This window comes from Bacteroides sp. LFL-34 (assembly GCF_027257075.1).
GTDB classification, from domain to species: Bacteria; Bacteroidota; Bacteroidia; order Bacteroidales; family Bacteroidaceae; genus Bacteroides; species Bacteroides ovatus.
Window position 1 is genome coordinate 1 of record NZ_JAPQKZ010000005.1, and the last position, 25,363, is coordinate 25,363.

The 25,363-nt window shown below is 42.6% G+C and carries 15 protein-coding genes; 11 read left to right on the forward strand and 4 right to left on the reverse strand.

What is annotated here, in order from left to right; translation table 11 throughout:
* Positions 1-212: 212 nt before the first annotated feature.
* The 4 genes from N5O98_RS04055 to gltB all read right to left on the reverse strand — a co-directional run bounded on the left by N5O98_RS04055 (position 213) and on the right by gltB (position 9,046).
* Entirely contained in the window at positions 213-980 is a 768-nt protein-coding gene (locus N5O98_RS04055; protein ID WP_004300081.1) for a glycerophosphodiester phosphodiesterase family protein, read from the reverse strand.
* A 171-nt stretch (positions 981-1,151) separates the two neighbouring features.
* Positions 1,152-2,819 carry an asparagine synthase B gene (gene asnB, locus N5O98_RS04060; RefSeq protein ID WP_195664439.1) on the reverse strand — a complete coding sequence of 556 codons (1,668 nt, stop codon included), beginning with the start codon at positions 2,817-2,819 and terminating at the stop codon, positions 1,152-1,154.
* A 214-nt stretch (positions 2,820-3,033) separates the two neighbouring features.
* A complete protein-coding gene (locus N5O98_RS04065; protein WP_118161027.1) occupies positions 3,034-4,374 on the reverse strand; it encodes a glutamate synthase subunit beta in 1,341 nt (446 codons plus the stop codon).
* 121 nt (positions 4,375-4,495) lie between these two features.
* Positions 4,496-9,046 (reverse strand): glutamate synthase large subunit, encoded by a 4,551-nt coding sequence (gene gltB, locus N5O98_RS04070; protein WP_061447585.1) that lies wholly within the window; start codon positions 9,044-9,046, stop codon positions 4,496-4,498.
* 362 nt (positions 9,047-9,408) lie between these two features.
* On the opposite strand from gltB, the gene glmS reads away from it, so the two are divergent.
* The 11 genes from glmS (at position 9,409) to rfbA (ending at position 25,361) form a co-directional block, all read left to right on the forward strand.
* Entirely contained in the window at positions 9,409-11,253 is a 1,845-nt protein-coding gene (gene glmS, locus N5O98_RS04075; RefSeq protein WP_008776596.1) for a glutamine--fructose-6-phosphate transaminase (isomerizing), read from the forward strand.
* Positions 11,254-11,281: 28 nt separating this feature from the next.
* Complete coding sequence (locus N5O98_RS04080) at positions 11,282-13,165, forward strand: amidophosphoribosyltransferase (protein WP_004309300.1); 1,884 nt, start codon at positions 11,282-11,284, stop codon at positions 13,163-13,165.
* Between the two features lie 27 nt (positions 13,166-13,192).
* On the forward strand, positions 13,193-14,338 hold the full coding sequence (gene carA / locus N5O98_RS04085) for a glutamine-hydrolyzing carbamoyl-phosphate synthase small subunit (protein ID WP_004309298.1): 1,146 nt from the start codon (positions 13,193-13,195) through the stop codon (positions 14,336-14,338).
* Between the two features lie 2 nt (positions 14,339-14,340).
* Positions 14,341-17,568: a carbamoyl-phosphate synthase (glutamine-hydrolyzing) large subunit gene (carB, locus tag N5O98_RS04090; protein ID WP_004309296.1), complete on the forward strand. Its 3,228-nt coding sequence runs from the start codon at positions 14,341-14,343 to the stop codon at positions 17,566-17,568.
* 171 nt (positions 17,569-17,739) lie between these two features.
* Complete coding sequence (locus tag N5O98_RS04095) at positions 17,740-19,110, forward strand: OprO/OprP family phosphate-selective porin (RefSeq protein ID WP_224262689.1); 1,371 nt, start codon at positions 17,740-17,742, stop codon at positions 19,108-19,110.
* A gap of 35 nt (positions 19,111-19,145) precedes the next feature.
* On the forward strand, positions 19,146-20,153 hold the full coding sequence (locus tag N5O98_RS04100; RefSeq protein WP_004309294.1) for a lamin tail domain-containing protein: 1,008 nt from the start codon (positions 19,146-19,148) through the stop codon (positions 20,151-20,153).
* 17 nt (positions 20,154-20,170) lie between these two features.
* Positions 20,171-21,268, forward strand: a complete 1,098-nt coding sequence (locus N5O98_RS04105; RefSeq protein ID WP_004309291.1) for a metallophosphoesterase family protein — start codon at positions 20,171-20,173, stop codon at positions 21,266-21,268.
* Positions 21,269-21,412: 144 nt separating this feature from the next.
* Positions 21,413-22,360, forward strand: a complete 948-nt coding sequence (locus tag N5O98_RS04110) for a tyrosine-type recombinase/integrase (RefSeq protein WP_004309289.1) — start codon at positions 21,413-21,415, stop codon at positions 22,358-22,360.
* A 351-nt stretch (positions 22,361-22,711) separates the two neighbouring features.
* The gene (locus tag N5O98_RS04115; protein ID WP_004300054.1) at positions 22,712-23,293 is read left to right on the forward strand and encodes a UpxY family transcription antiterminator; all 582 of its coding nucleotides are present in this window, start codon (positions 22,712-22,714) and stop codon (positions 23,291-23,293) included.
* A gap of 66 nt (positions 23,294-23,359) precedes the next feature.
* Positions 23,360-24,472, forward strand: a complete 1,113-nt coding sequence (locus N5O98_RS04120) for an MraY family glycosyltransferase (RefSeq protein ID WP_004309287.1) — start codon at positions 23,360-23,362, stop codon at positions 24,470-24,472.
* 1 nt (position 24,473) lies between these two features.
* A complete protein-coding gene (gene rfbA, locus N5O98_RS04125) occupies positions 24,474-25,361 on the forward strand; it encodes a glucose-1-phosphate thymidylyltransferase RfbA (protein ID WP_004309285.1) in 888 nt (295 codons plus the stop codon).
* The last annotated feature ends 2 nt before the right edge of the window (positions 25,362-25,363 follow it).

Here is a 25,363-nt window from a genome sequence, read left to right on the forward strand (position 1 = left end):
ATAATTGGAATATAGCAACTTGTTGCCAAATGCATGAGGAAAAAGCAGCATAGCCAAAAGAAAATATAGCAGAACTGTAAAATATAAAAGAGGTTGTGCCAACGTTTTGACACAACCTCGTTCGACACCGAGAAACATCCTGTTTCTTTTAAAGGAACGAGCTGTTTCTTTAAAGACGGATATTAAATAGTTTACTTTGTAATGATTTTATCTTATTGATGTTTTTTCAGTTCTTCTTGTAAGATGACTGGTTCGTTGGTGGTAATGAAATCTACTTTCTGTTCGATCAGCGATTTCATATCTTCCACTTCGTCCACAGTCCACACATTTACTTTCAAGCCGAGTTCATGAGCTTCTTTGATCCATTCGGGGTGTTTCTTAATCACTCCCATGTGATAATCAAGACCGGCAGCACCGAGTTCCTTTAATTCTTTGGGAGACAGTTCCCCGTTAAGGTAAAATACCGGAGTACCGGCAGGAGCCAGGCGGATAAACTCTTTCATGGCATGCAGGGAGAACGTGATATATTCCATGCGGTTTTCCAGTCCCATTTTCTTCACCATGGCAAGGATTCCCTGTACGGCTTTGGTTTCACGTTTCTTGTTACTATGTGCTTTCAGTTCGAGAATCAGTCGGGTATTACAGTTTTTCCCGGCTTCCAGATATTGTTCCAGGCTGGGTAAGTTTTCTCCGTTGGATAATTTAAGTCCGGTCAGTGCGTCACCTTTGGAATACTCCATCGGTCTCATCTTGTATACAGGATCATGGTTGACCACCAACTTGTTATCCTTAGCGATCCATACGTCAAATTCTGAACCGTAACAACCGATGGAATCTGCTTTTAGAAGTGATGAAATACTGTTTTGTGATGATCCCGGAGTTTTCCAGAATCCACGGTGGGCTATCACTTTTGTCTGTGCCTGCATACAGCAAGCAACCATTAGAAGGGCAGAAGCCATCATCATTTTTTTTAAATTCATTTGTTTGGTCTTTTAAAAGTTTGATAGATTTAATTTGGTTTGGCCTCAAAATTATAAAAAAGAAAACGCAAATCAGACAATAATATGCTAATCTGCGTTAATCCTTGAGATTTTAAAATAGAAATGTTACAAAAGAATAACAGAAAGAGCAGATTCTGTTATTCTTATCAGTTAAGTATAGGCCTCTTCGTGTATTCCTCTCACCGCACGTCCGCTAGGCTCATTCAGATTCCTGAAAGCAATATCCCACGCCAGCGCTTCTGCTGTGGAGCAGGCCACACTGGGAACACTGGGTACGGTGCGTGCTGCACTTTCACTGGGGAAATGCTCTTCAAAGATACTGCGATAATAGTATTCTTCTTTATTTTGTGGCGTGTTGATAGGGAAGCGTTCGGTAGCATGTTCCATTTGCTGATCGCTCACAGCAGCAGCTGTGATTTCCCTCAATGTGTCAATCCATGAATATCCTACACCGTCACTGAACTGCTCTTTTTGTCTCCACGCCACACTTTCCGGTAACATCTCGGCAAAGGCTTCGCGAACAATCCGTTTCTCAATTTCCTTTCCGGGGCACATTTTAGCTTTCGGATTCAGGTTCATGGCTACGTCGAGGAATTCTTTATCAAGGAAAGGAACACGTCCTTCTACTCCCCATGCTGACAAACTTTTATTGGCGCGGAGGCAATCGTACATGTGCAACTTTGAAAGTTTACGTACTGTTTCTTCGTGGAATGCTTGTGGAGTGGGAGCCTTGTGGAAATACAGATAACCACCGAAAACTTCATCGGCGCCTTCACCGCTCAACACCATTTTGATACCCATCGATTTGATGACACGTGCCAGTAGGTACATGGGAGTGGAAGCGCGTACCGTGGTTACATCGTATGTCTCGATGAAATAAATGACATCACGCAGGGCATCCAAACCTTCCTGAACAGTATAGTTTATTTCGTGATGGACAGTACCGATATATTCAGCCACTTCACGTGCTTTAATCAAATCGGGAGCACCTTTTAGTCCGATGGCGAAGGAGTGGAGTTGAGGCCACCACGCATCACTCGCTCCGTCTGTTTCTATACGCTTTGCCGCATATTTTTTGGCAATGGCGGAGATGACAGAACTATCCAACCCGCCCGAAAGAAGCACTCCGTACGGTACGTCACTCATTAACTGGCGGTGTACAGCCTCTTCTAATGCTATTTTCACATCAACGGTTTGTGCATCATTCTCTTTTACGGTTTCATATTCTGTCCAGTCGCGCGAATACCAACGTTTCATTTTTCCCTCTTTACTATAGAAGTAATGTCCGGGGAGAAATATTTCATATTCGTCACAAAATCCTTCAAGGGCTTTCAACTCGCTGCCGAAGTAGATTTTTCCCTCTTTATCTTTTCCTATATATAAAGGAATAACCCCTATCGGATCACGGGCAATCAGAAATTCATCCTTTTCCTCATCATAAAGAACGAAAGCAAAGATACCGCTAATATCTTCCAGAAAATGGATGCCTTTATCTTTGTAAAGGGCAAGAATTACCTCACAGTCACTTCCGGTCTGAAAGTTATATTTTCCCGCATATTTAGCGCGAATATCACGGTGATTGTAAATCTCACCGTTGACGGCGAGCACTTGTTTACGATCGGGAGAGTATAACGGCTGTCCGCCACTTTGCGGGTCGACAATGGAAAGACGTTCGTGAGCCAGGATGGCACTTCCGCCTACATAGATTCCACTCCAGTCCGGTCCGCGATGACGGATCTTCTGGGCCATTTTCAGTGCTTTATCTCTTAGCTCTTTCGTTTGAACTTTGATGTTGAGTATACCTGCTATTCCACACATAACTTTAATTTTTAGAGGGGGTAATGTAATCTGTTGATTGTTTATTCGCTATTTCAAAGAAGCTGACTAGCTATTCTTAATTCGTTCCGCCTTGGTTTCCCTTTCGTTCCACCAAGGTTGTCTTTCCGTTCCACCTGGGTGTTTCTTTCGTTCGACCATGGTGGAACGAATCAGATAGTACTAATCAAACTTCTGCTTTTTCCTTACTGCAAAGCTATTTCGTCAGATAAGCATCTATTTCCGCAGCTGCCTCTCGTCCTCCCGCCATGGCGCGTACCACCAGGCTGGCACCTGTTTCAGCGTCTCCGGCAAGAAATACATTCTTTGCAAATTTGGGTTGTTCCGGTTTCAGGAATCCCATCGCCAATAATACCATATCAGCCTCGATGACTTCCTTTTTTCCTGTCGGTTTCATCGTGGGACGTCCGCCATCTGCAGCCGGAATCCATTCCACTTCTTCCACTTCTACGCCTGTCACTTTTCCATTCTTTCCGAGGAACTGATTGGACGCCAGACACCAACGGCGTGTACAACCTTCTTCATGGCTGGAAGTCGTTTTGAAGACTACCGGCCATTGTGGCCAAGGAGTAGCCGGATTGTAGCCGACAGGAGGTTTCGGCATGATTTCGATTTGAGTGACACTGACGGCTCCTTGTCGTACACTGGTTCCGATGCAGTCGGAACCGGTATCTCCGCCACCTATCACAAGTACTTTTTTGCCTTTGGCATTCACCAATTTATCTTTCGGGAAAGTTTGTCCTGCCAGAATCCTGTTCTGCTGTGCCAGCATTTCAAGTGCGAAATGGATGCCTTTCAGTTCACGTCCCGGAATACTCAAATCACGTGCAGTCGGCGTTCCGGTACAGATGCAGTAAGCGTCGAATCCTTCCGGCAAATGATTGACGTCTATTTCTACTCCCATCTCAAACTGTATTCCTTCAGCAGCCAATATCTTCATCCGTCGGTCAATTACATTCTTATCCAGTTTGAAATTAGGAATACCGAACCGTAATAACCCTCCGGGCGCTTTATCCTTATCGAATAAAGTAACGCTATATCCTTTTAAATTCAGCTGATTAGCCACCACCAATCCGGCAGGACCCGCACCAATCACCGCCACTTTCTTTCCGTTTCTTCTCGGCGTCTTTACCTGTATATATCCTTCACGAAAAGCCGCTTCCACGATAGCTGCTTCATTCTCGCGAATAGTCACCGGCTGATCGCAGGAAAGTTTCAACACACACGATTTCTCGCAAAGGGCAGGACAAATACGTCCCGTAAATTCCGGAAAATCGCAAGTAGACGACAATACTTCGTATGCCTCCTTCCATTTTCCCCTGTATAATGCATCCTGCCATTCCGGTTGTTTATTTCCTATCGGGCATGCCCAATGACAGAAAGGTACGCCGCAATCCATACAGCGTGACGCCTGCAATTTACGGCTGTTTGTATTCAAAGTCTGTTCTACCTGACTATAGTCAGCGATTCGCTCGTTTACAGGGCGGTATCCCGCCTCTTGTCGAGGTATATTTAGAAATGCTTTAGGATCTCCCATCTTGTTATTTACTATTTGACGATTTACTATTTACTATTTTTAGACTATCTTGTCATTTGCTATTTGACTATTTACAGACTATACATTCAAATAGTAAATTGTAAATAGTCAAATTGTAAATCTAATAGTCTCTTTGCATGTCTGCAATTTTTTGTTGTAATTTTCTCATCTGTTCCTCCTGCAATACTTTTTTGTATTCGATGGGTACTACTTGGATGAACTGTTCTGCATAATGATTCCAGTTGTCAAGCATGGTACGGGCTAGTTTTGAGCCTGTGTACAGATAATGTTGGCGGATTAGTTCGTGTAGCTCTTTCCGGTAGCTGGCTTCTTCGATGAGTGACAGTTCCACCATTTCCATGTTGCAGAAATAATCGAAGTTGCCATCCTTGTTCCATACGTAAGCCACACCGCCACTCATACCGGCTGCAAAGTTACGTCCGGTTTGTCCGAGGACTACCACACGACCTCCGGTCATGTATTCGCAACAATGGTCACCCACGCCTTCTACGACGGCAACTGCGCCGGAGTTACGAACAGCGAAACGTTCTCCTACACGGCCGTTGATATATACTTCACCGCTTGTTGCGCCATAAAGCAAGGTATTACCGGCGATTGTATTTTTTTCGGCTTCGAAATTGCTGCGGATAGGAGGCAATACGGAGATACGCCCGCCGCTCAATCCTTTACCCAGGTAATCATTCGCTTCACCTTCCAGTTTAAAGTTAACTCCCGGTACGAGAAAAGCTCCGAAAGATTGACCTGCCGAACCTTTGAATTTTACATTCAGCGTATGTTCCGGCAATCCTTTGGCACCATATTTCTTGGCGATTACTCCGGAAAGCATAGCACCTATTGCACGGTCTGTATTGGCAATCGTATATTCTAAAGAAATCTCTTTCTCATGTTCGATAGCTTCTTGTGCGGCATCGATGATGGTTACATCCTTTACAGCAGAAATTCCATGATCTTGGTCGATGACATGACGGATAGCCGCACTGTTGTCAACACGTGCCAGCAATTTGGTGAAGTCGATTAAAGCATGTTTCGGATTTGGGTCATTGGCATCGGACTTGCGCTCGATTAAGTCTGTACGCCCGATGATATCATCCATCCGGGTGAATCCCATTTCAGCCAAATGCTCGCGGACTTCCTGTGCCAGGAATGTGAAAAAGTTTACTAAATATTCACTGCGTCCATGAAAGCGTTTACGTAACTCTTCATTCTGTGTGGCAACTCCCACCGGACAAGTATTCTGATGGCATTTGCGCATCATTACACACCCTAATACAATCAATGCCGAGGTGGCGAAGCCATATTCTTCGGCACCCATTAGTGCCATTAAGATGATGTCACGTCCGGTTTTCAGTTGTCCGTCGGCTTGCAGAACTACTTGGCCACGAAGTCCGTTCAGAACCAGTGTTTGCTGTGTCTCGCTCAATCCCAATTCCGGTGAGATACCCGCATAGCGGATAGAAGAAGCCGGAGAAGCACCTGTTCCCCCTTCAGCACCAGAGATGACAATTAGGTCCGCCTTTGCTTTTGCCACACCCGCAGCAATCGTACCGACGCCGCTTTCTGCTACCAGTTTCACACTGATTTTGGCCTGTGGATTTACATTTTTCAAATCGAAGATTAATTGTGCCAAATCCTCAATCGAATAAATATCATGATGAGGCGGAGGAGAAATCAGCGAAATTCCCGGAATGGAATGACGTGTTTTCGCAATCACATCGTTCACTTTAAATCCCGGTAGTTGTCCGCCTTCACCCGGTTTGGCTCCCTGTGCTATCTTGATTTGAATTTCGTCCGCATTAACCAGATATTCTGCCGTTACACCGAAACGACCGGAAGCTACCTGCTTGATTGCACTTCGTAAAGAACTGCCATCGGGCAGCGGTTGGAAACGGGCAGCGTCTTCGCCACCTTCACCGGTATTACTGCGTCCGTGAATTTTATTCATGGCAATAGCCATTGCCTCATGAGCCTCTTTGCTGATAGAACCAAAAGACATAGCCCCCGTGACGAAACGATGCAGAATGTTTTCCACCGGTTCTACCTGATCGATTGAAATCGGATTACGACGGAATCCCAGAAAGTCACGAAGGAAAATAGGCTTCTCTTTTTCGTCTACCAGATGGGTGTACTCTTTAAATTTTTTATAACTCCCCAGTCGTGTAGCCAATTGCAGAGTGCTGATTGTTTCCGGATTCCATGCGTGCTTTTCTCCATCTTTACGGAAAGCATACAAACCGTTATTTTTTAATAACTCTTCATTTTTAATACTTTCAAATCCTTCTTTATGGAAAGCAATGGCATCTCTGGCTATTTCTTCCAGACGGATACCTCCGATCGGTGAACCGAGTCCTCCAAAATAAGCCTTGCTCAATTCTTCACTCAAACCGACAGCTTCGAAAATCTTAGCACCACGATAGGAGCGGATCGTAGAGATACCCATCTTACTCATGATTTTAAACAAGCCTTTACAGATGGATTTGATATAGTTCTTTTCAGCAGTGGTATAATCTAACTGAATATCTTTGTCTTTTACCAGTCGGTCGAGGACAGCGAATGCCATGTAAGGATTCAGGGCACTTGCTCCGAAACCCAACAATAACGCGGCGTGCATCACTTCACGTATTTCACCACTTTCTACGATCAATGCCGTTTGCACCCGTTTACCAACTGAAATCAGGTGGTGATGAACAGCGCTTACTGCCAGCAATGATGGAATGGCAGCATGGGTAATATCCACCTCACGGTCGGTCAGGACAATGTAGTTTACACCTTCCGTCACGGATTCTTCCGCCATTTTACAAAGATGGGTCAGTGCTTCCTGCAGTCCGGCTTTCCCTTTGGCAACCTCAAACAACATGGGTAGTTTGACTGTTTTGAAGCCTTTATACCGGATATTACAAAGAATATCCAGTTGGGTATTGCTTAAAATCGGATGATTCAGGCGTACCATTTTGCAATGACTTTCACTGGGCGTCAGAATATTCATACCGACTGCTCCAATGTATTCCGTCAATGACATCACCAGTTCTTCACGAAGGGGATCAATGGGCGGATTGGTTACCTGTGCAAATTGCTGACGGAAATAGTTGTAAAGCAACTGTGGTTTATCTGAAAGTACGGCGAGTGGCGTATCGTTACCCATTGAATTGATCGGTTCTGCTCCGGTGCTTGCCATCGGCATAATCAGCCTTTCGATGTCCTCTTTGGAGTAGCCGAAAGTACGAAGCATCCGGTCGTAGTTTGCTACGTGATGAGGAACTTTGCGCCCGCTTTTCAGTTCATCCAGTTCGATTCGGTTGGTAGATAGCCAGGTGCGGTAAGGCTTGGCTTCAGCCAACTGTTTTTTCAGTTCGCCGTCATAGTAGATCTCGCCTTTTTCCGTATCCACCAGCAGGATTTTGCCGGGCTGTAAGCGACCTTTTTCTTTGATGTCTCCCGGTTCGAAATCCATAACACCGACTTCCGAAGCCACTACCATCATATCGTTTTTAGTAATCAGATAACGGGCAGGGCGCAGGCCATTGCGGTCGAGCATACCTCCGGCAAATCGTCCGTCGCTGAATAGTAGTGCGGCCGGTCCGTCCCACGGTTCCATCAGGATGGAGTGGTATTCGTAGAATGATTTCAGATCCTCACTGATCGGGTTCTTCTCGTTGAAAGATTCCGGCACGAGCATAGCCATGGCATGTGGCAGGCTCAATCCTGACATCACCAGGAACTCCAGTACATTGTCCAGAGAAGCACTGTCGCTCATGCCCGGTTGTATAATCGGGCGGATTTCTTTTATATCGCCTAAAGTGGGAGTGGAGAGTACACTTTCACGGGCTTCCATCCATCCTCGGTTACCACGGATAGTATTGATTTCACCGTTGTGTGCCAGCAGACGGAACGGCTGTGCCAATCCCCATGTAGGGAATGTATTGGTACTGAAACGAGAGTGCACCAATGCCAGTCCGCTGGTAAAATAGCTATTTGTCAGGTCCGGATAATAGTTGCGCAGCTGTAATGATGAAAGCATACCTTTATATGTAATGCTTTTGGTAGAGAGTGACACAACATAAAAATCGTCTTTTGCCGGAATAGATGACAATCTGACTTTATTTTCGATTCTTTTCCGGATCAGATATAACTTCCGGTCGGCAGTTTCCGTTTCCGTAAATCCGGTGATGAACACTTGTTTGATGTCCGGTTCGTTTGCCAGAGCCGATTCTCCCAGGATTTCGGGGCAGGTGGGCACATTGCGTAAATGCATCAATGTGAGTCCTTCTTTTTCAATTTCTTCAATAATAATACTTAGAATAGCTGCCTGGTCTTTTTCGTTTTTCGGTAAAAACAATAATCCTGTGCCGTACCGTCCTTTTTCGGGGACAGGAATACCTTGTAATAAAATAAACTCATGCGGAATTTGAAGCATGATACCTGCACCGTCACCGGTCTTGTTATCCGCACCCTCGGCACCACGATGGCGCATGTTTTCTAATACCTTTAAAGCCGACTCAACAATGTCGTGTGACTTTTCTCCATGAATGTTAACCAGCATACCGACACCGCAGGCATCGTGTTCGTATGCCGCATCGTACAAGCCTACCTGTTGGGGCTGTCGTTGGTAAGGGAATCCTTCTGTTACGTTGTTAAAAAGTTCTTGTTTCTTCATTCTTACTAGCTTTATTGTATGATAATACCTGTTTGATGTATCAAATTGTTTGGCAAAGTTAATATTTTAATTTCAAAATGATAGTGAAATTTAGCTTTTGTGTGACGCGAAATGAGAATAGGAATCTTTATTCTTTTAATTTGTTATTAAAAACAGGAAATTTGCTTTTAATTTGTTAGCTTATTTATCCTTATTTGAAGCTGATTGTAATTTGTTTCTTTTTGAGCTAAAAATAATATATTATTTAACTTTTTGATGTGTTTGCAACTTTTTTATGCGTTTCTGTCAAATAAATATGCTTTTTGTTGTCTTTATGTTATTTGTAATGTGTATATTTGCAGGCGAAATAAAAATATCATAATATGTGTGGAATAGTAGGCTATATTGGTAAACGAAAAGCCTACCCTATCCTTATCAAAGGGCTGAAGCGACTGGAGTATCGTGGATATGACAGCGCGGGGGTAGCAATCATTAGTGATGACCAACAGTTAAATGTGTATAAGACGAAAGGAAAAGTCTCTGATCTTGAAAATTTCGTCACACAGAAAGATATTTCCGGTACAATCGGAATTGCCCATACCCGTTGGGCTACTCACGGGGAACCTTGTTCTGCTAACGCCCACCCTCATTACTCTTCTTCCGAAAAGCTCGCTCTCATTCATAACGGTATTATTGAAAACTACGCCGTTCTTAAAGAAAAACTTCAAGCCAAAGGCTATATTTTTAAAAGTAGTACAGATACCGAAGTCCTCGTTCAATTAATAGAATACATGAAAGTCACTAATCAGGTCAGTCTGTTGACGGCTGTTCAGTTGGCGTTAGGGGAGGTAATTGGTGCTTATGCGATTGCGATTCTTGATAAGGAGCATCCCGATGAGATTATTGCTGCCCGTAAGAGCAGTCCATTGGTAGTGGGGATTGGAGAGAATGAGTTCTTTCTTGCTTCAGATGCTACTCCGATTGTAGAATATACTGATAAAGTGGTTTATCTGGAAGACGGGGAAATAGCTGTTTTGAATCTGGGGAAGGAGTTGAAGGTAGTCAACTTGAACAATGTCGAAATGATACCTGAAATAAAGAAGGTGGAACTCAACCTCGGTCAGTTGGAAAAAGGGGGATATCCGCACTTTATGTTGAAAGAGATTTTCGAACAGCCCGATTGTATTCGTGATTGCATGCGCGGACGTATCAATGTGGAAGCTGATAATGTGGTGCTTTCTGCTGTGATAGATCACCGGGAAAAGCTGCTGAATGCCAAACGGTTTATTATTGTTGCTTGCGGAACTTCCTGGCATGCCGGACTGATCGGTAAGCATCTGATTGAGAGTTTTTGCCGCATACCGGTGGAAGTGGAGTATGCTTCCGAATTCCGCTACCGTGATCCGGTGATTGACGGGCAGGATGTGGTGATAGCAATCTCCCAGAGTGGCGAGACGGCAGATACATTGGCTGCTGTGGAATTGGCGAAAAGCCGCGGGGCATTTATATATGGCATTTGCAATGCGATCGGCTCTTCTATTCCCCGTGCCACTCATACCGGTTCATATATTCATGTGGGTCCAGAAATCGGGGTGGCTTCTACCAAAGCATTTACCGGACAGGTCACTGTATTGGCGATGTTGGCATTGACACTTGCCAAAGCGAAAGGAACCATTGACGAACAGCATTATCTTTCAATCGTACAGGAGTTAAATCATATTCCGGAAAAAATGAAAGAGGTGTTGGAATTGAATGATACTTTGGCGGAGTTATCGAAAACTTTCACTTATGCGCATAATTTTATTTACCTGGGACGCGGATATAGTTATCCCGTTGCTCTGGAAGGTGCATTGAAATTGAAAGAAATATCGTATATTCACGCCGAAGGTTATCCGGCTGCGGAGATGAAGCATGGACCGATTGCCCTGATCGATGCGGAAATGCCGGTAGTGGTGATTGCTACCCAGAATGGGTTGTATGAGAAAGTAGTAAGTAATATTCAGGAGATTAAGGCACGGAAAGGAAAAGTGATTGCATTTGTGACGAAAGGAGATACCGTTATCAGCAAAATCGCTGACTGTAGTATCGAACTTCCTGAAACAATCGAATGTCTCGATCCGTTAATTACTACGGTACCTCTGCAACTTCTTGCTTACCACATTGCGGTATGCAAAGGGATGGATGTGGATCAGCCGAGAAATCTGGCGAAGTCGGTAACAGTAGAGTAACTTTAAGTAGTAACTAGTATATAGAGAGATGGAACAATTGAAACATGAATGTGGCGTTGCCATGATACGCTTGCTCAAACCGTTAGAGTATTACGAGAAAAAGTACGGGACATGGATGTATGGTCTTAATAAACTCTACCTGTTGATGGAGAAGCAGCATAATCGTGGACAGGAAGGTGCGGGACTGGCATGTGTGAAACTGGAAGCAAATCCGGGTGAAGAATATATGTTTCGTGAACGCGCTTTAGGTTCCGGAGCCATTACGGAAATCTTTGAAAACGTTCAAAACAATTTTAAGGATCTCACTCCCGAACAGTTGCACGATGCAGCGTATGCCAAACGAACTTTGCCTTTTGCCGGTGAAGTATATATGGGACATCTTCGTTATTCCACTACGGGAAAATCCGGAATCTCTTATGTGCATCCATTTTTAAGAAGAAATAACTGGCGTGCCAAGAATTTGGCCCTCTGCGGAAATTTCAATATGACAAATGTGGACGAGATATTTGCCCGTATCACTGCCATTGGTCAGCATCCGCGTAAATATGCCGATACATATATCATGTTGGAGCAGGTGGGACACCGTCTTGACCGTGAAGTGGAGCGTGTATTCAATCTTGCCGAAGCCGAGGGGCTTACGGGCATGGGAATCACTCATTATATAGAAGAATATATTGATTTGGCAAACGTGTTGCGCACTTCCAGCCGCGAATGGGATGGGGGATACGTGATCTGCGGATTGACCGGGAGCGGCGAGTCCTTCGCCATCCGCGACCCGTGGGGAATCCGGCCTGCATTCTGGTATCAGGATGATGAGATAGCTGTTCTTGCTTCCGAACGTCCGGTGATCCAGACTGCTTTGAATGTTCCGTTTGAGGAAATCAAAGAATTGCAACCGGGGCAAGCATTGTTAATCAGCAAAGAAGGTAAAATCCGTACTTCGCAAATTAACAAGCCGCGCGAAAATCATGCCTGTTCTTTCGAACGTATCTATTTCTCCCGTGGGAGTGATGTCGATATTTATAAGGAAAGGAAACGGTTGGGTGAAAAGTTGGTTCCGAGAATATTGAAAGCTATCAATAATGACATCGATCATACGGTTTTTTCTTTTATTCCCAATACTGCGGAGGTGGCTTTCTACGGAATGTTGCAGGGACTGGACGATTACTTGAATGAGGAGAAAGTGCAGCAAATTGCTGCATTAGGGCATCATCCGGATATGGAGGAACTGGAAGTCATTCTTTCCCGCCGCATCCGTAGCGAAAAGGTGGCGATCAAGGATATCAAACTCCGTACGTTTATTGCCGAAGGAAACAGTCGTAATGATCTGGCAGCCCATGTGTATGACATTACATACGGAAGTCTGGTACCCGGTGTTGATAATCTGGTGATTATTGACGACAGCATTGTGCGTGGTACTACGTTGAAACAAAGTATTATCGGTATTCTCGACCGTCTCGGTCCGAAGAAGATTGTGATAGTATCTTCTTCTCCGCAAGTGCGTTATCCTGACTATTACGGTATCGATATGGCAAAGATGAGTGAGTTTATCGCTTTCCGAGCTGCTGTCGAACTTTTAAAGGAGCGGGATATGAAAGATGTGATTGCGGCTGCCTACCGTAAATCGAAAGATCAGGTGGGACTGCCGAAAGAGCAGATGATAAACTATGTGAAGAATATCTATGCTCCGTTCACCGATGAGGAAATCTCTGCCAAGATGGTGGAACTGCTGACTCCCAAGGGAACAAAGGCGAAAGTGGAAATTGTCTATCAACCGTTGGAGGGATTGCACGAGGCTTGTCCGCATCATAAAGGCGACTGGTATTTTAGCGGTAACTACCCTACACCGGGAGGTGTGAAAATGGTGAACCGGGCGTTCATCGACTATATAGAACAAATGTATCAATTCTAACAACCATACAACGATTCAATAATAAGAATGAGAAATGTGACATTAATCCTTGACGACGGGAGCCGGTTTTCCGGTAAGTCGTTTGGCTACGAGAAGCCGGTGGCAGGCGAAGTAGTTTTTAATACTGCCATGACCGGATACCCGGAGAGCCTTACTGACCCTTCATACGCCGGACAGTTGATGACGCTTACCTATCCTCTGGTAGGCAACTACGGTGTTCCTCCTTTTACCATCGAACCGAATGGACTTGCCACTTTCATGGAAAGTGAGAAAATCCATGCGGAAGCGATTATCGTAAGTGACTATTCTTATGAATACAGCCACTGGAATGCGGTGGAAAGTCTCGGTGACTGGTTGAAACGCGAGCAGATTCCCGGTATCACAGGCATTGATACGCGCGAGCTGACTAAGGTTCTTCGTGAACATGGAGTAATGATGGGAAAAATCGTTTTCGATGATGAACCGGATAATGTGCCTGAAGCAGTATACGCAGGCGTCAATTATGTAGATCGTGTATCTTGCAAAGAGATTATTTGCTATCTTCCTGCCGGAACTTCACAAACTTTCTCCGTAAATAGTTCCTATGCGCAGCTTAATTCTCAATTCTCAACTTTCAATTCTCAATTTAAGAAGGTTATCCTGGTAGATTGCGGTGTAAAGACAAATATTATTCGTTGTCTGCTGAAACGTAATGTAGAAGTGATCCGTGTACCTTGGGATTATGATTATAGCGGACTCGAATTTGACGGGTTGTTTATCTCCAACGGACCGGGTGACCCGGATACTTGTGATGCTGCGGTACAGAATATACGGAAGGCGATGGTAAATGAGAAACTGCCTATCTTCGGCATCTGTATGGGTAACCAGTTGCTTTCAAAAGCGGGCGGAGCCAAGATTTATAAATTGAAATACGGACATCGTAGCCACAATCAGCCGGTGCGTATGATAGGTACGGAACGTTGTTTCATTACTTCACAAAATCATGGTTATGCCGTAGACAATAATACGTTGAGTGCAGAGTGGGAACCGTTGTTTATCAATATGAACGATGGGTCCAACGAGGGAATCAAACATAAAAAGAATCCCTGGTTCTCTGCGCAATTCCACCCGGAAGCTGCGAGTGGACCTACGGATACGGAATTCCTGTTCGACGAATTTGTAAAACTATTGTAACAATGAAAGAAAATATAAAGAAAGTATTGCTATTAGGTTCAGGTGCCCTGAAAATCGGTGAGGCTGGTGAATTTGACTATTCCGGTTCACAGGCACTTAAAGCCTTGAAAGAAGAGGGTATTGAAACCATTCTTATCAATCCGAATATTGCTACGGTGCAGACTTCCGAAGGAGTGGCAGATCAAATTTACTTTCTTCCGGTGACTCCGTACTTCGTAGAGAAAGTGATCCAAAAAGAAAAACCGGAAGGTATTATGCTGGCGTTCGGTGGTCAGACGGCTCTGAACTGTGGAGTAGCATTGTATAAAGAAGGTATTCTTGAAAAATATAATGTAAAAGTGTTGGGTACTCCGGTACAGGCCATTATGGATACCGAGGACCGTGAACTTTTTGTTCAGAAATTGAATGAGATCAATGTAAAAACCATCAAGAGTGAAGCCGTAGAAAATGCGGAAGATGCACGTCGCGCAGCAAAAGAACTGGGCTATCCGGTGATTGTTCGTGCTGCTTATGCGTTAGGAGGCTTGGGGTCCGGTTTCTGTGATAATGAACAACAGCTGGATGTGCTGGTAGAAAAAGCATTCTCTTTCTCCCCACAGGTATTGGTGGAGAAATCACTACGCGGTTGGAAAGAAGTGGAATATGAAGTGGTACGTGACCGCTTCGATAACTGTATCACCGTTTGTAATATGGAAAACTTCGATCCGCTGGGTATTCATACCGGTGAGTCTATCGTTATTGCTCCTTCACAGACGCTTACCAATAAAGAGTATCATAAACTTCGGGAATTGGCAATACGTATCATCCGCCATATCGGTATCGTGGGTGAATGTAACGTACAATATGCCTTCGATCCCGAATCCGAAGATTACCGGGTGATCGAAGTAAATGCCCGCCTTTCCCGTTCATCGGCTTTAGCATCTAAGGCAACCGGTTATCCGCTGGCTTTCGTTGCTGCCAAATTGGGATTGGGTTATGGACTCTTCGACCTGAAGAATTCTGTAACCAAGACTACTTCCGCTTTCTTTGAACCGGCACTGGATTATGTCGTATGTAAGATTCCTCGTTGGGATTTAGGTAAATTCCACGGTGTAGATAAAGAGTTGGGTTCTTCTATGAAATCTGTGGGTGAAGTGATGGCTATCGGACGCACTTTTGAAGAAGCTATCCAGAAAGGTCTTCGTATGATCGGACAGGGAATGCATGGTTTTGTGGAGAACAAAGAATTGGTTATTTCCGACATTGATAAAGCCTTGCGCGAACCGACCGATAAACGTATTTTCGTGATCTCGAAAGCGTTTCGCGCCGGCTACACCATCGATCAGGTGCACGAATTGACTAAGATTGATAAATGGTTCTTGCAGAAGTTAATGAATATTATGAAGACTTCCGAAGAACTGCATAGTTGGGGAAACAATCACAAACAGATTGCCGATTTGCCGAACGAATTGCTCCGTAAAGCTAAGGTTCAAGGTTTCTCCGATTTCCAGATTGCCCGTGCCATCGGTTACGAAGGTGATATGGAAGATGGAATTCTTTATATCCGCAAACACCGTAAAGAGGCAGGCATTCTTCCGGTAGTGAAACAGATCGATACGTTGGCAGCCGAATACCCGGCACAAACCAATTATCTGTATCTTACTTATAGCGGTGTAGCAAATGATGTGCGTTATCTGGGCGACCATAAATCCATCGTCGTATTGGGTTCCGGTGCTTATCGTATCGGTTCTTCCGTAGAATTCGACTGGTGTGGCGTACAGGCTTTGAATACCATTCGCAAAGAGGGATGGCGCAGTGTCATGATTAACTATAATCCTGAAACCGTATCTACGGATTACGATATGTGCGACCGTTTGTACTTTGATGAATTGACTTTTGAACGTGTGATGGATATTCTGGAACTGGAGAATCCGCATGGGGTAATTGTATCTACCGGCGGTCAGATTCCAAATAACCTTGCTTTGCGTCTGGATGCACAGAAGATCAATATTCTAGGTACGAGTGCCAAGAGTATTGATAATGCCGAAGATCGTGAGAAATTCTCTGCCATGCTTGACCGTATCGGTGTGGATCAGCCCCGTTGGCGTGAATTAACTTCTATGGATGACATTCAGGAGTTCGTTGAAGAGGTAGGTTTCCCCGTACTTGTTCGTCCGTCTTATGTGCTTTCGGGAGCTGCGATGAATGTTTGTTCCAACCAGGAAGAATTGGAACGTTTCTTGAAACTGGCAGCTAATGTATCGAAGAAACATCCGGTGGTAGTAAGCCAGTTTATCGAACACGCCAAGGAAGTGGAAATGGATGCGGTGGCGCAGAATGGAGAAATTGTAGCATACGCTATAAGTGAGCATATCGAATTTGCGGGAGTACATTCCGGCGATGCAACAATCCAGTTCCCGCCGCAAAAGCTGTATGTAGAAACTGTTCGCCGTATTAAGCGTATCAGCCGTGAGATTGCTAAGGCTTTGAATATCTCCGGTCCGTTTAATATTCAGTATCTGGCGAAAGACAACGATATCAAGGTGATTGAATGTAATCTGCGTGCCAGTCGTTCTTTCCCGTTTGTCAGCAAAGTGTTGAAGATCAACTTTATCGAGCTGGCAACGAAAGTAATGCTCGGTCTGCCTGTGGAGAAACCGGAAAAAAATCTCTTCGAACTGGATTATGTGGGAATCAAGGCTTCCCAATTCTCTTTCAACCGCTTGCAGAAGGCTGATCCGGTGTTGGGAGTAGATATGGCTTCTACCGGTGAAGTGGGTTGTATCGGAATGGATACTTCCTGTGCCGTACTCAAAGCGATGCTTTCCGTAGGCTATCGTATTCCGAAGAAGAATATCCTGCTGTCTACGGGAACAATGAAACAGAAAGCCGATATGATGGATGCGGCCCGTATGTTGGTGAATAAGGGATACAAACTCTTTGCAACGGGTGGTACACACAAAACGCTTGCAGAGAATGGAATTGAAAGTACTCATGTCTATTGGCCGAGTGAGGAGGGACATCCGCAAGCATTGGAGATGCTTCATCGCAAGGAGATTGACATGGTAGTCAATATCCCGAAGAATCTGACAGCCGGAGAATTAAGTAATGGGTATAAAATCCGTCGTGCTGCCATTGACTTGAATATACCGTTGATTACGAATGCCCGTCTGGCTAGTGCATTTATCAATGCCTTCTGTACGATGAGTGTGGATGATATAGCTATCAAGAGCTGGGCAGAGTATAAATAAGCAGAATGTCATCTTTTTGAAAAGAGGCTGACATCATATTGAAATGAAAATGGTAAGGCCGTTCCTGTTATTCGGGAGCGGTCTTTGTTGTTGTAGAAATGTAATAACTCTGTCATTCATTGGTATTTCCATGTCGTTTACTTTGCGCCTGCAAAACGATAGAGATACGATATGAGAAAAAGAAACATGATTCTGGTTGCCGGTCTGCTGGCATTTACTTCAGTATGGGGACAAAACACGACTTCCGGTTGGGAAGATGAATCGGGTAAGATACCTGTAAAGGCTTATTTTGAGAGTGGAAAACTTCACTTTGCTTCTAAAAATGAAAACTTTCATTTATGGTTTGATAATCGAATTTATTTGGATGCAGCGGTTTATTCGCCCACGTCGAATGTGGATGATCTGACATCCAAAACGAACAAGGATCTGGAGGACGATGACAATCAATTCCGTTTTAGCAACGGGGTGAGTATTCGTCGTGCACGTTTCGGTGTGAAAGCCACTTTATACAAAAAATGGTTTGCAGAACTGGATCTGGATTTCGCTTACAATGAAGTGGAAATAAAAGATATGTATCTGGGCTATAAATTTAATAATCATTTCTTTGTAAAGGCGGGAAATTTTAAAGTTCCGATGAGTATGGAACGTACAACGAGTTCTAAATATCTGATGGCTTCGGAACGTCCGATGGCAGTGGAAGCTTTTGCTGACGGGCGCCGTCTGGGACTTGCCGGAACTGGTTGGGGAAAACATTGGTGGGCTTCCGCTGGAGTATTTGGTAGGGAAGTGGATATCATTCAGAAAGAGCGTAATAGAGGGAATGACGGTTATGCTCTGGCTACCCGTGTAGCAGTGTCGCCTATTTACAATGAAGATATGACGATTCATGTCGGCGGATACTTTAACTATCAGACACCTTCCGGTTCAGGGCTGGAGGATAAGACGGTTCTTTTCCGGACTTTCCCGGAGAGCAGGGTAGACCGTCGCCGATTTGTGCAAGCCGAGATTTCGAATGTCAATCATTATTATACTACAGGCTTCGAACTGGGATTCCGTTATCGTAAGTTACTGACTTATGGAGAATATATTTATAACAACATATCCCGCTATATCTATGGTGCTAATAATCAAAAGACTGATTTGAAAAATGCAGTATTTAATGGTTGGTATGCTACGGCATCTTATATGATATTGGGAGAAAACCGTCAATACTCCCCGGATGAGGCGGAATTTGGTCCAATGAAAATGCGTCGTAAAGGGGGGAATTTGGAAGTTGCGGCTCGTATCAGTAATATAAATATGAATGATTTCCATGATCCGGCTGCGTATATTACAGGAGGTAAGGCAACCAGCTATTCTGCTTCGTTGAACTGGTATCCTGTACGTAATGTGGTGATTGGACTGAATTACATTTATATGAATAATGATAAATATGCCGACTCTAAAGGACAAATTACCAAGGGAGGTAAACCTTTAAGTGAAGTAATGCCTTCAGGAATCGATTTTAATGTATTTCAGTTGCGTACAATGATTTCTTTTTAAACGCGAATAACGATATAAATTAAAAAAAGATGATTATGAAAAAGTTTTTGCTGATGAGCACACTTTGTGCTTTGGCTTTGGTTGGATGTAAAGATGACTCGGAACCGGAAATTCCTACTGATATTGATTATTCAGGATTGGTATTGAATGAAATTTGTGGAAACGATGGGAATGCAAGTGAAGAAGATTGGATTGAGATTTATAATACTTCCAATACAACAATTAATCTCAATGGCGTTAAACTGGTGAAAACTGATGAAGAAGGTGTTTCGGAGATTATTTATACATTTGGGGAAGGGGCAGCCATTGCCGGTAAAGCATATTTGCTGAAAGTCAAAGGCGTTGATTTTACTCAAGGAATCTCAAATACTAAATCTGTTTCTATCACTTTGCAAATGCCCTCTGGTAAAGATATAGACAAATTTGATAAGGATGCGGAATTTGGTGATGGAGGTAAACATGAAGTGGGAGGCAGTTATTCACGTATTCCTGACGGTACGGGAGAATGGACTGTTGTATTGAAAGCTACTAAAGGAACAGCTAATAAAATTACGGAACCTGAAGGACCTTCCGGTATTGATTATATTGGATTGGTGCTGAATGAGTTGAACGGTAATAAACCCAAATATATTGAGTTGTATAATAGTACAGGTCGTGAACTGGATATAACCGGAGTAAAGATTAAAAAAGATGATGGGGATATTGTTTATATAGCTCCCGAAGGGACTAAAATACAGTCTCATGGTTTTTTAGTGCTTCTTTCGGATCAAGCGGATTATTCTACAGGCTTTACAAGTGGACTCTCCGCTAAAAAATCTGTGAAGATTGAGCTTCTTTCACCGGAAGAAACTGCCATAGACGTATTCAAGAATCTAACGGATGCCGGTGAAGAGGTTTGGGGAGAAACACCTAAATACAATGGAGAAACAGAGGGAATGGCGTATGCCCGTAAGGATAACGGTGCTGAATGGTATATGATGAAAGCCACTCAAGGTGAGAGTAATAGCACCACTGCCGGACTAAGTACAAAAATAGAATGGTAAGATTATAATTGTAAGGAATGAGAAAGCTAATCCTTTTATTATTTACGGGAATTCTTCTTTTTAGCTGCACCGCTGTCGGAGCAGACGAAGGAAGAATTCTTCGTTTTATATATTGTTCAGACGTACATTATGGTCTTGAACGTGAATTTCGGGGAAAAGAAGTGGGAAGTGATGAGGTAAGTCGTGCTATGTTGGCAACCTTCAAATTGCTTTCTGAAACTCGGCTGCCGGAAGATAGTGGGGTGGGTGCAGGAATAAAATTCGGTTCTCCTGATTTTGTTGTTTGTACGGGTGATATTGCCAATCGGATGGAAGAAGGAGTTCAATCTGCTACTACATCATGGAGTCAATTTTGCAGTGATTGGGATTCATCGATAAGTTCTCCTTTGTATCTGGTACCGGGTAATCACGATATTTCTAATGCGATAGGTTATTCCAAGGTTTTATCTCCAGAAAAAGATGCATCCAGTGCTGCCGGTATTTTCAACCGGATGATGCGCCCTGCGGTGGAACGTACGGCGGAGACTTTTAATTATCAAACGGATAAGGTGCATTATTCCTTTGTAAAGGACGGGGTACGGTTTGTTTTTATGGGAATGTGGCCTGATGCATATATGCGTCAATGGTTCGATCAGGAAATAGGAACCGATACGATTATTCCTGTTATTTTATTTACCCACGATCCTCCCATTGCCGATACCAAGCATTTTACGAATCCGAACGGTAAGCATACGATCAATTCAGTAGATAAGTTTCAGAATTTGTTGGCAGATACCTGTCTGGTGACTGATGTCAAAAAGAAAGCCACAAAGAATTGGGAAAAGCTGGAGCAGTTTATCCATTCTCATTCTATGATTAAGGCTTACTTTCATGGAGATAAGAATTACAATGAATTTTATACCTGGAATGGGGTAAATGGAACAATTGATTTACCTGTTTTCCGGGTGGACTCCCCTATGAAAGGTGAGTATTCTTCTGCTGACGAACGTCTACTTTCCTTTATTGTAGTTACCATGGATGTGAATCAACGCTTGTTAACGGCTCGTGAATGTTTGTGGAATACGGAAAACAAAACCAGTATCCAATGGGGAAGTTCTTGCACTATCACTTTCTGATAAATAGCCAAATTTAGTATTAAATCGTATAGGTTACTAAAAACTTTATAAGAAAACGACCGTAAATCACCTTCTTTGTTGTAAATTCGTTCTATTTCTCGTAATATCAAACTTATTTTAATCAATTAATATAGAAAGTAAATTATGAGAAAAGACGGATTTACCGTATGTGCAAATAATTATATAAATTGTTTGCGTCAGGAAGGGCGTTATGCCACAGCACATGTTTATGAGAATGCACTTCGCTCTTTCACCATATTTTGTGGAACAGAGTGTGTGTCATTCAGTTTGATTACTCGTGAGAACTTGAAGCGGTATAGCAGTTATCTGATGTCCTGCCGCTTGAAGTTGAACACGATTTCCACCTATATGCGAATGTTACGTTGCATATACAATAAGGGAGTAGATACTCATCAGGCTCCTTATATTCATCGCTTGTTTCGTGATGTCTTTACCGGAGTAGATACTCGTCAGAAAAAAGCAATTCCTATAAACGAATTACACACGCTGCTTTATAAAGATCCACAGTCCGAAAAACTTCGCCGGACGCAAGCCATCGCTAATTTGTTATTTTTATTTTGCGGAATGCCTTTCGCCGATCTTGCTCATCTGGAAAAGTCGAATTTGGAGGGGAATATATTGAAGTACAACCGTATCAAGACGGGAACTCCAATGAGTATAGAAATCTTAGAATCGGCTTCATGTATTGTTTCCCGACTTCGTAATACGCATTCCGCTGTTCTCCCCGAGCATCCGGATTATCTTTTTTATATATTAAGTGGAAAGAATAAACGGGATGACGAAGCGGCATATATAGAATATCAATCCACTCTGCGTCGTTTTAATAATGATTTGAAGAGTTTAGCCAAGAAGCTACGTATTCATTCATCCGTAACTTCTTATACGTTTCGCCATTCCTGGGCAACTACCGCTAAATACAGGGGAGTACCTATCGAAATGATTAGCGAGTCATTGGGGCATAAATCTATTAAGACAACACAAATTTACTTGAAAGGTTTTGAATTGAATGAGCGTACCAAAGTAAATCGGTTGAATTATTCTTACGTTAGGAATTATAGGGGAATTCTTTGAAAAGTATATTAAGTCTTTGATAACCAGTCTAAATACGCAGCTGTTACTTCTTAGGTAACGGAAATTATTCGGTGCAAATATAGACAAATTTGTTAATAACATACAAGCAAAATTCCTTTTTTTTCTCTTTTTATTTAAATATACAGTAAAAATGTATCGGGACATGAAACATTCCTATTTCATGTTCTATGAATTCGACTGCCTATACTTTTCAAATATCTCTGTATATCAGGCAAAATGTATCTAAACTCCCTTGTTCGTACGTATTTCTTCTTCTTTTTGTGGTAGGTGTCCAGTACTCTATAATTTCCGTTACCTAAGAAGTAACGGAAACTTAAGGGGTAAAAAAGTATGATTCTAACGAAAGAAACTTTAAGTGCTGGGCCTAAAATTGGGACAGGGGAAGGCGTAGCACACTCTAAACGCTGGTATGTTGCTCTGGTCCGTATGCATCATGAGAAGAAAGTAGCCGAGCGTTTAGATAAAATGGGGATTGAAAATTTTGTACCGGTCCAGCAAGAAGTACATCAATGGAGTGACCGCCGTAAAGTGGTTGAATCCGTGTTGCTTCCGATGATGGTTTTTGTACATGCTGATCCTAAAGAACGTAAAGAGGTTCTTTCCTTTTCTACAGTTAGTCGTTATATGGTAATGCGCGGTGAGAGTAGTCCGACTATCATTCCTGATGAACAAATGGCCCGTTTCCGTTTTATGCTCGACTATTCCGAAGAGGCAATCTGTATGAATAGCGCTCCTTTGGCACGTGGTGAAAAAGTACGTGTTGTCAAAGGTCCTTTGACTGGTCTTGTAGGAGAGCTTGTCACGGTGGATGGCAGAAGTAAGATTGCTGTCCGGTTGAATATGCTGGGGTGCGCTTGTGCGGATATGCCGGTTGGGTATGTGGAAAAGATTGAAAATCAAGTTGCTGTATAAAAATGAATTATTGCATCAACTAAATGGGGCTTAATATTAAACTTTATTCATGAAATAATTATTCGAATGAATTATATATTTATAATCTTAGCTTTTGTTATTTCTGTCTGTATAGCGTTATTTGTCATACCTCGCATATTACTAATTTCTCTTCGTAAGAGATTATTTGATATACCAGATAAACGTAAAATCCATACATGTGCCATTCCACGTTTGGGGGGAGTTTCTTTTTTTCCAACGATATTATTTTCTTGTTGTTTGGTATTGGCATTCCGTACTATAACAGGATATTATATTTCAGATTTACATGCAACTTGTTTTTTATTGGAATGTTTGTTTTTAGTCTGTGGGTTGACTCTTTTATATTTGACAGGAATTACAGATGACCTTATTGGAGTGCGTTATCGCCAAAAGTTTGTGATACAAATTCTCTGTGCTTGTTTTTTTTCTGTCGCAGAGCTTTGGATAAATGACTTATATGGGTTATTGGGAATATATGCAATTCCAAATTGGATTGGTATTCCTTTTACTATATTGACCATTGTTTTCATTACTAATGCTATTAATTTAATAGATGGAATTGATGGATTAGCATCAGGATTGAGTAGTGTTGCGCTTTTGGTCTTTGGCCTTTTGTTTATAGAGAAAGGGCTGTGGATGTATAGTATGCTTGCGTTTAGTACCTTAGGTGTATTAGTTCCTTTCTTTTATTATAATGTTTTCGGTAATGCAGAACGGGCACGGAAAATATTTATGGGAGATACCGGCAGCTTAACTTTGGGGTATATACTAAGTTTTCTTGCTATCAAATATAGTCAGAACAATCCTGAGGTAATTTCTAATACCAAAGGTACTTTTCTTATAGCCTTTAGTACATTAATAATTCCAGCTTTTGATGTGATTCGTGTGGTAATGGTACGTTTGCGTAATGGAAAGAGCCCTTTTGAACCAGATAAGAATCATATTCATCATAAATTTTTGGCAATGGGATTTACACCCCGTAAAGCTATGATTATTATAATATTAATATCCTGTGCATTTAGTGTTGTAAATATTTTATTGATACCATGGGTGAATAATACTGTGATATTGATAGGAGATATTGTAGCCTGGATTGCTTTAAATCTTTGGTGGGATAAAGTGAGAGATAAGCGCACACATTTAAACAGATTATATTAAAATGAAAGGTATTGTTTTAGCCGGTGGATCTGGTACTCGTTTGTACCCTATTACCAAGGGAGTTAGTAAGCAGCTTCTTCCCATATTTGATAAACCGATGATTTATTATCCCATTTCGGTTTTGATGCTTGCAGGTATTCGTGAGATTTTAATAATTTCTACTCCGTATGACCTTCCTGGTTTTCAACGATTATTAGGTGATGGTTCTGATTTCGGTGTCCGTTTTGAATATGCAGAACAACCTTCGCCTGATGGTCTTGCGCAAGCATTCATTATTGGAGAGGAATTTATTGGTGATGATTCGGTTTGCTTGGTACTAGGAGATAATATTTTTCATGGTCAGGGGCTGACTTATATGCTAAAAGAAGCTGTACGCATGGCTGAAGAAGAAAACAAAGCTACTGTATTTGGCTATTGGGTATCAGATCCCGAACGTTATGGAGTTGCGGAATTTGATAAAAACGGTAATGTATTAGGATTGGAAGAAAAGCCTGTTCACCCAAAATCAAACTATGCTGTAGTGGGCCTTTATTTCTATCCCAATAAAGTGGTTAAAATAGCAAAGAATAGCAAGCCATCTGCACGTGGAGAATTGGAAATAACTACAGTAAACCAATGTTTCTTGGATACTAAAGAATTAAAAGTCCAACTTTTAGGACGTGGTTTTGCATGGCTTGATACTGGTACGCACGATTCTTTATCAGAGGCTAGTAATTTTATTGAAGTGATAGAAAAACGTCAGGGGTTAAAAATAGCTTGTTTAGAAGGAATTGCTTTTCGGAAAGGCTGGATTACTCCTGAAAAAATGATGGCATTGGCACAGCCGATGTTAAAGAATCAATACGGGAAATACTTGATGAATGTAATAGATGAATTAAAAGAGAAATAGAA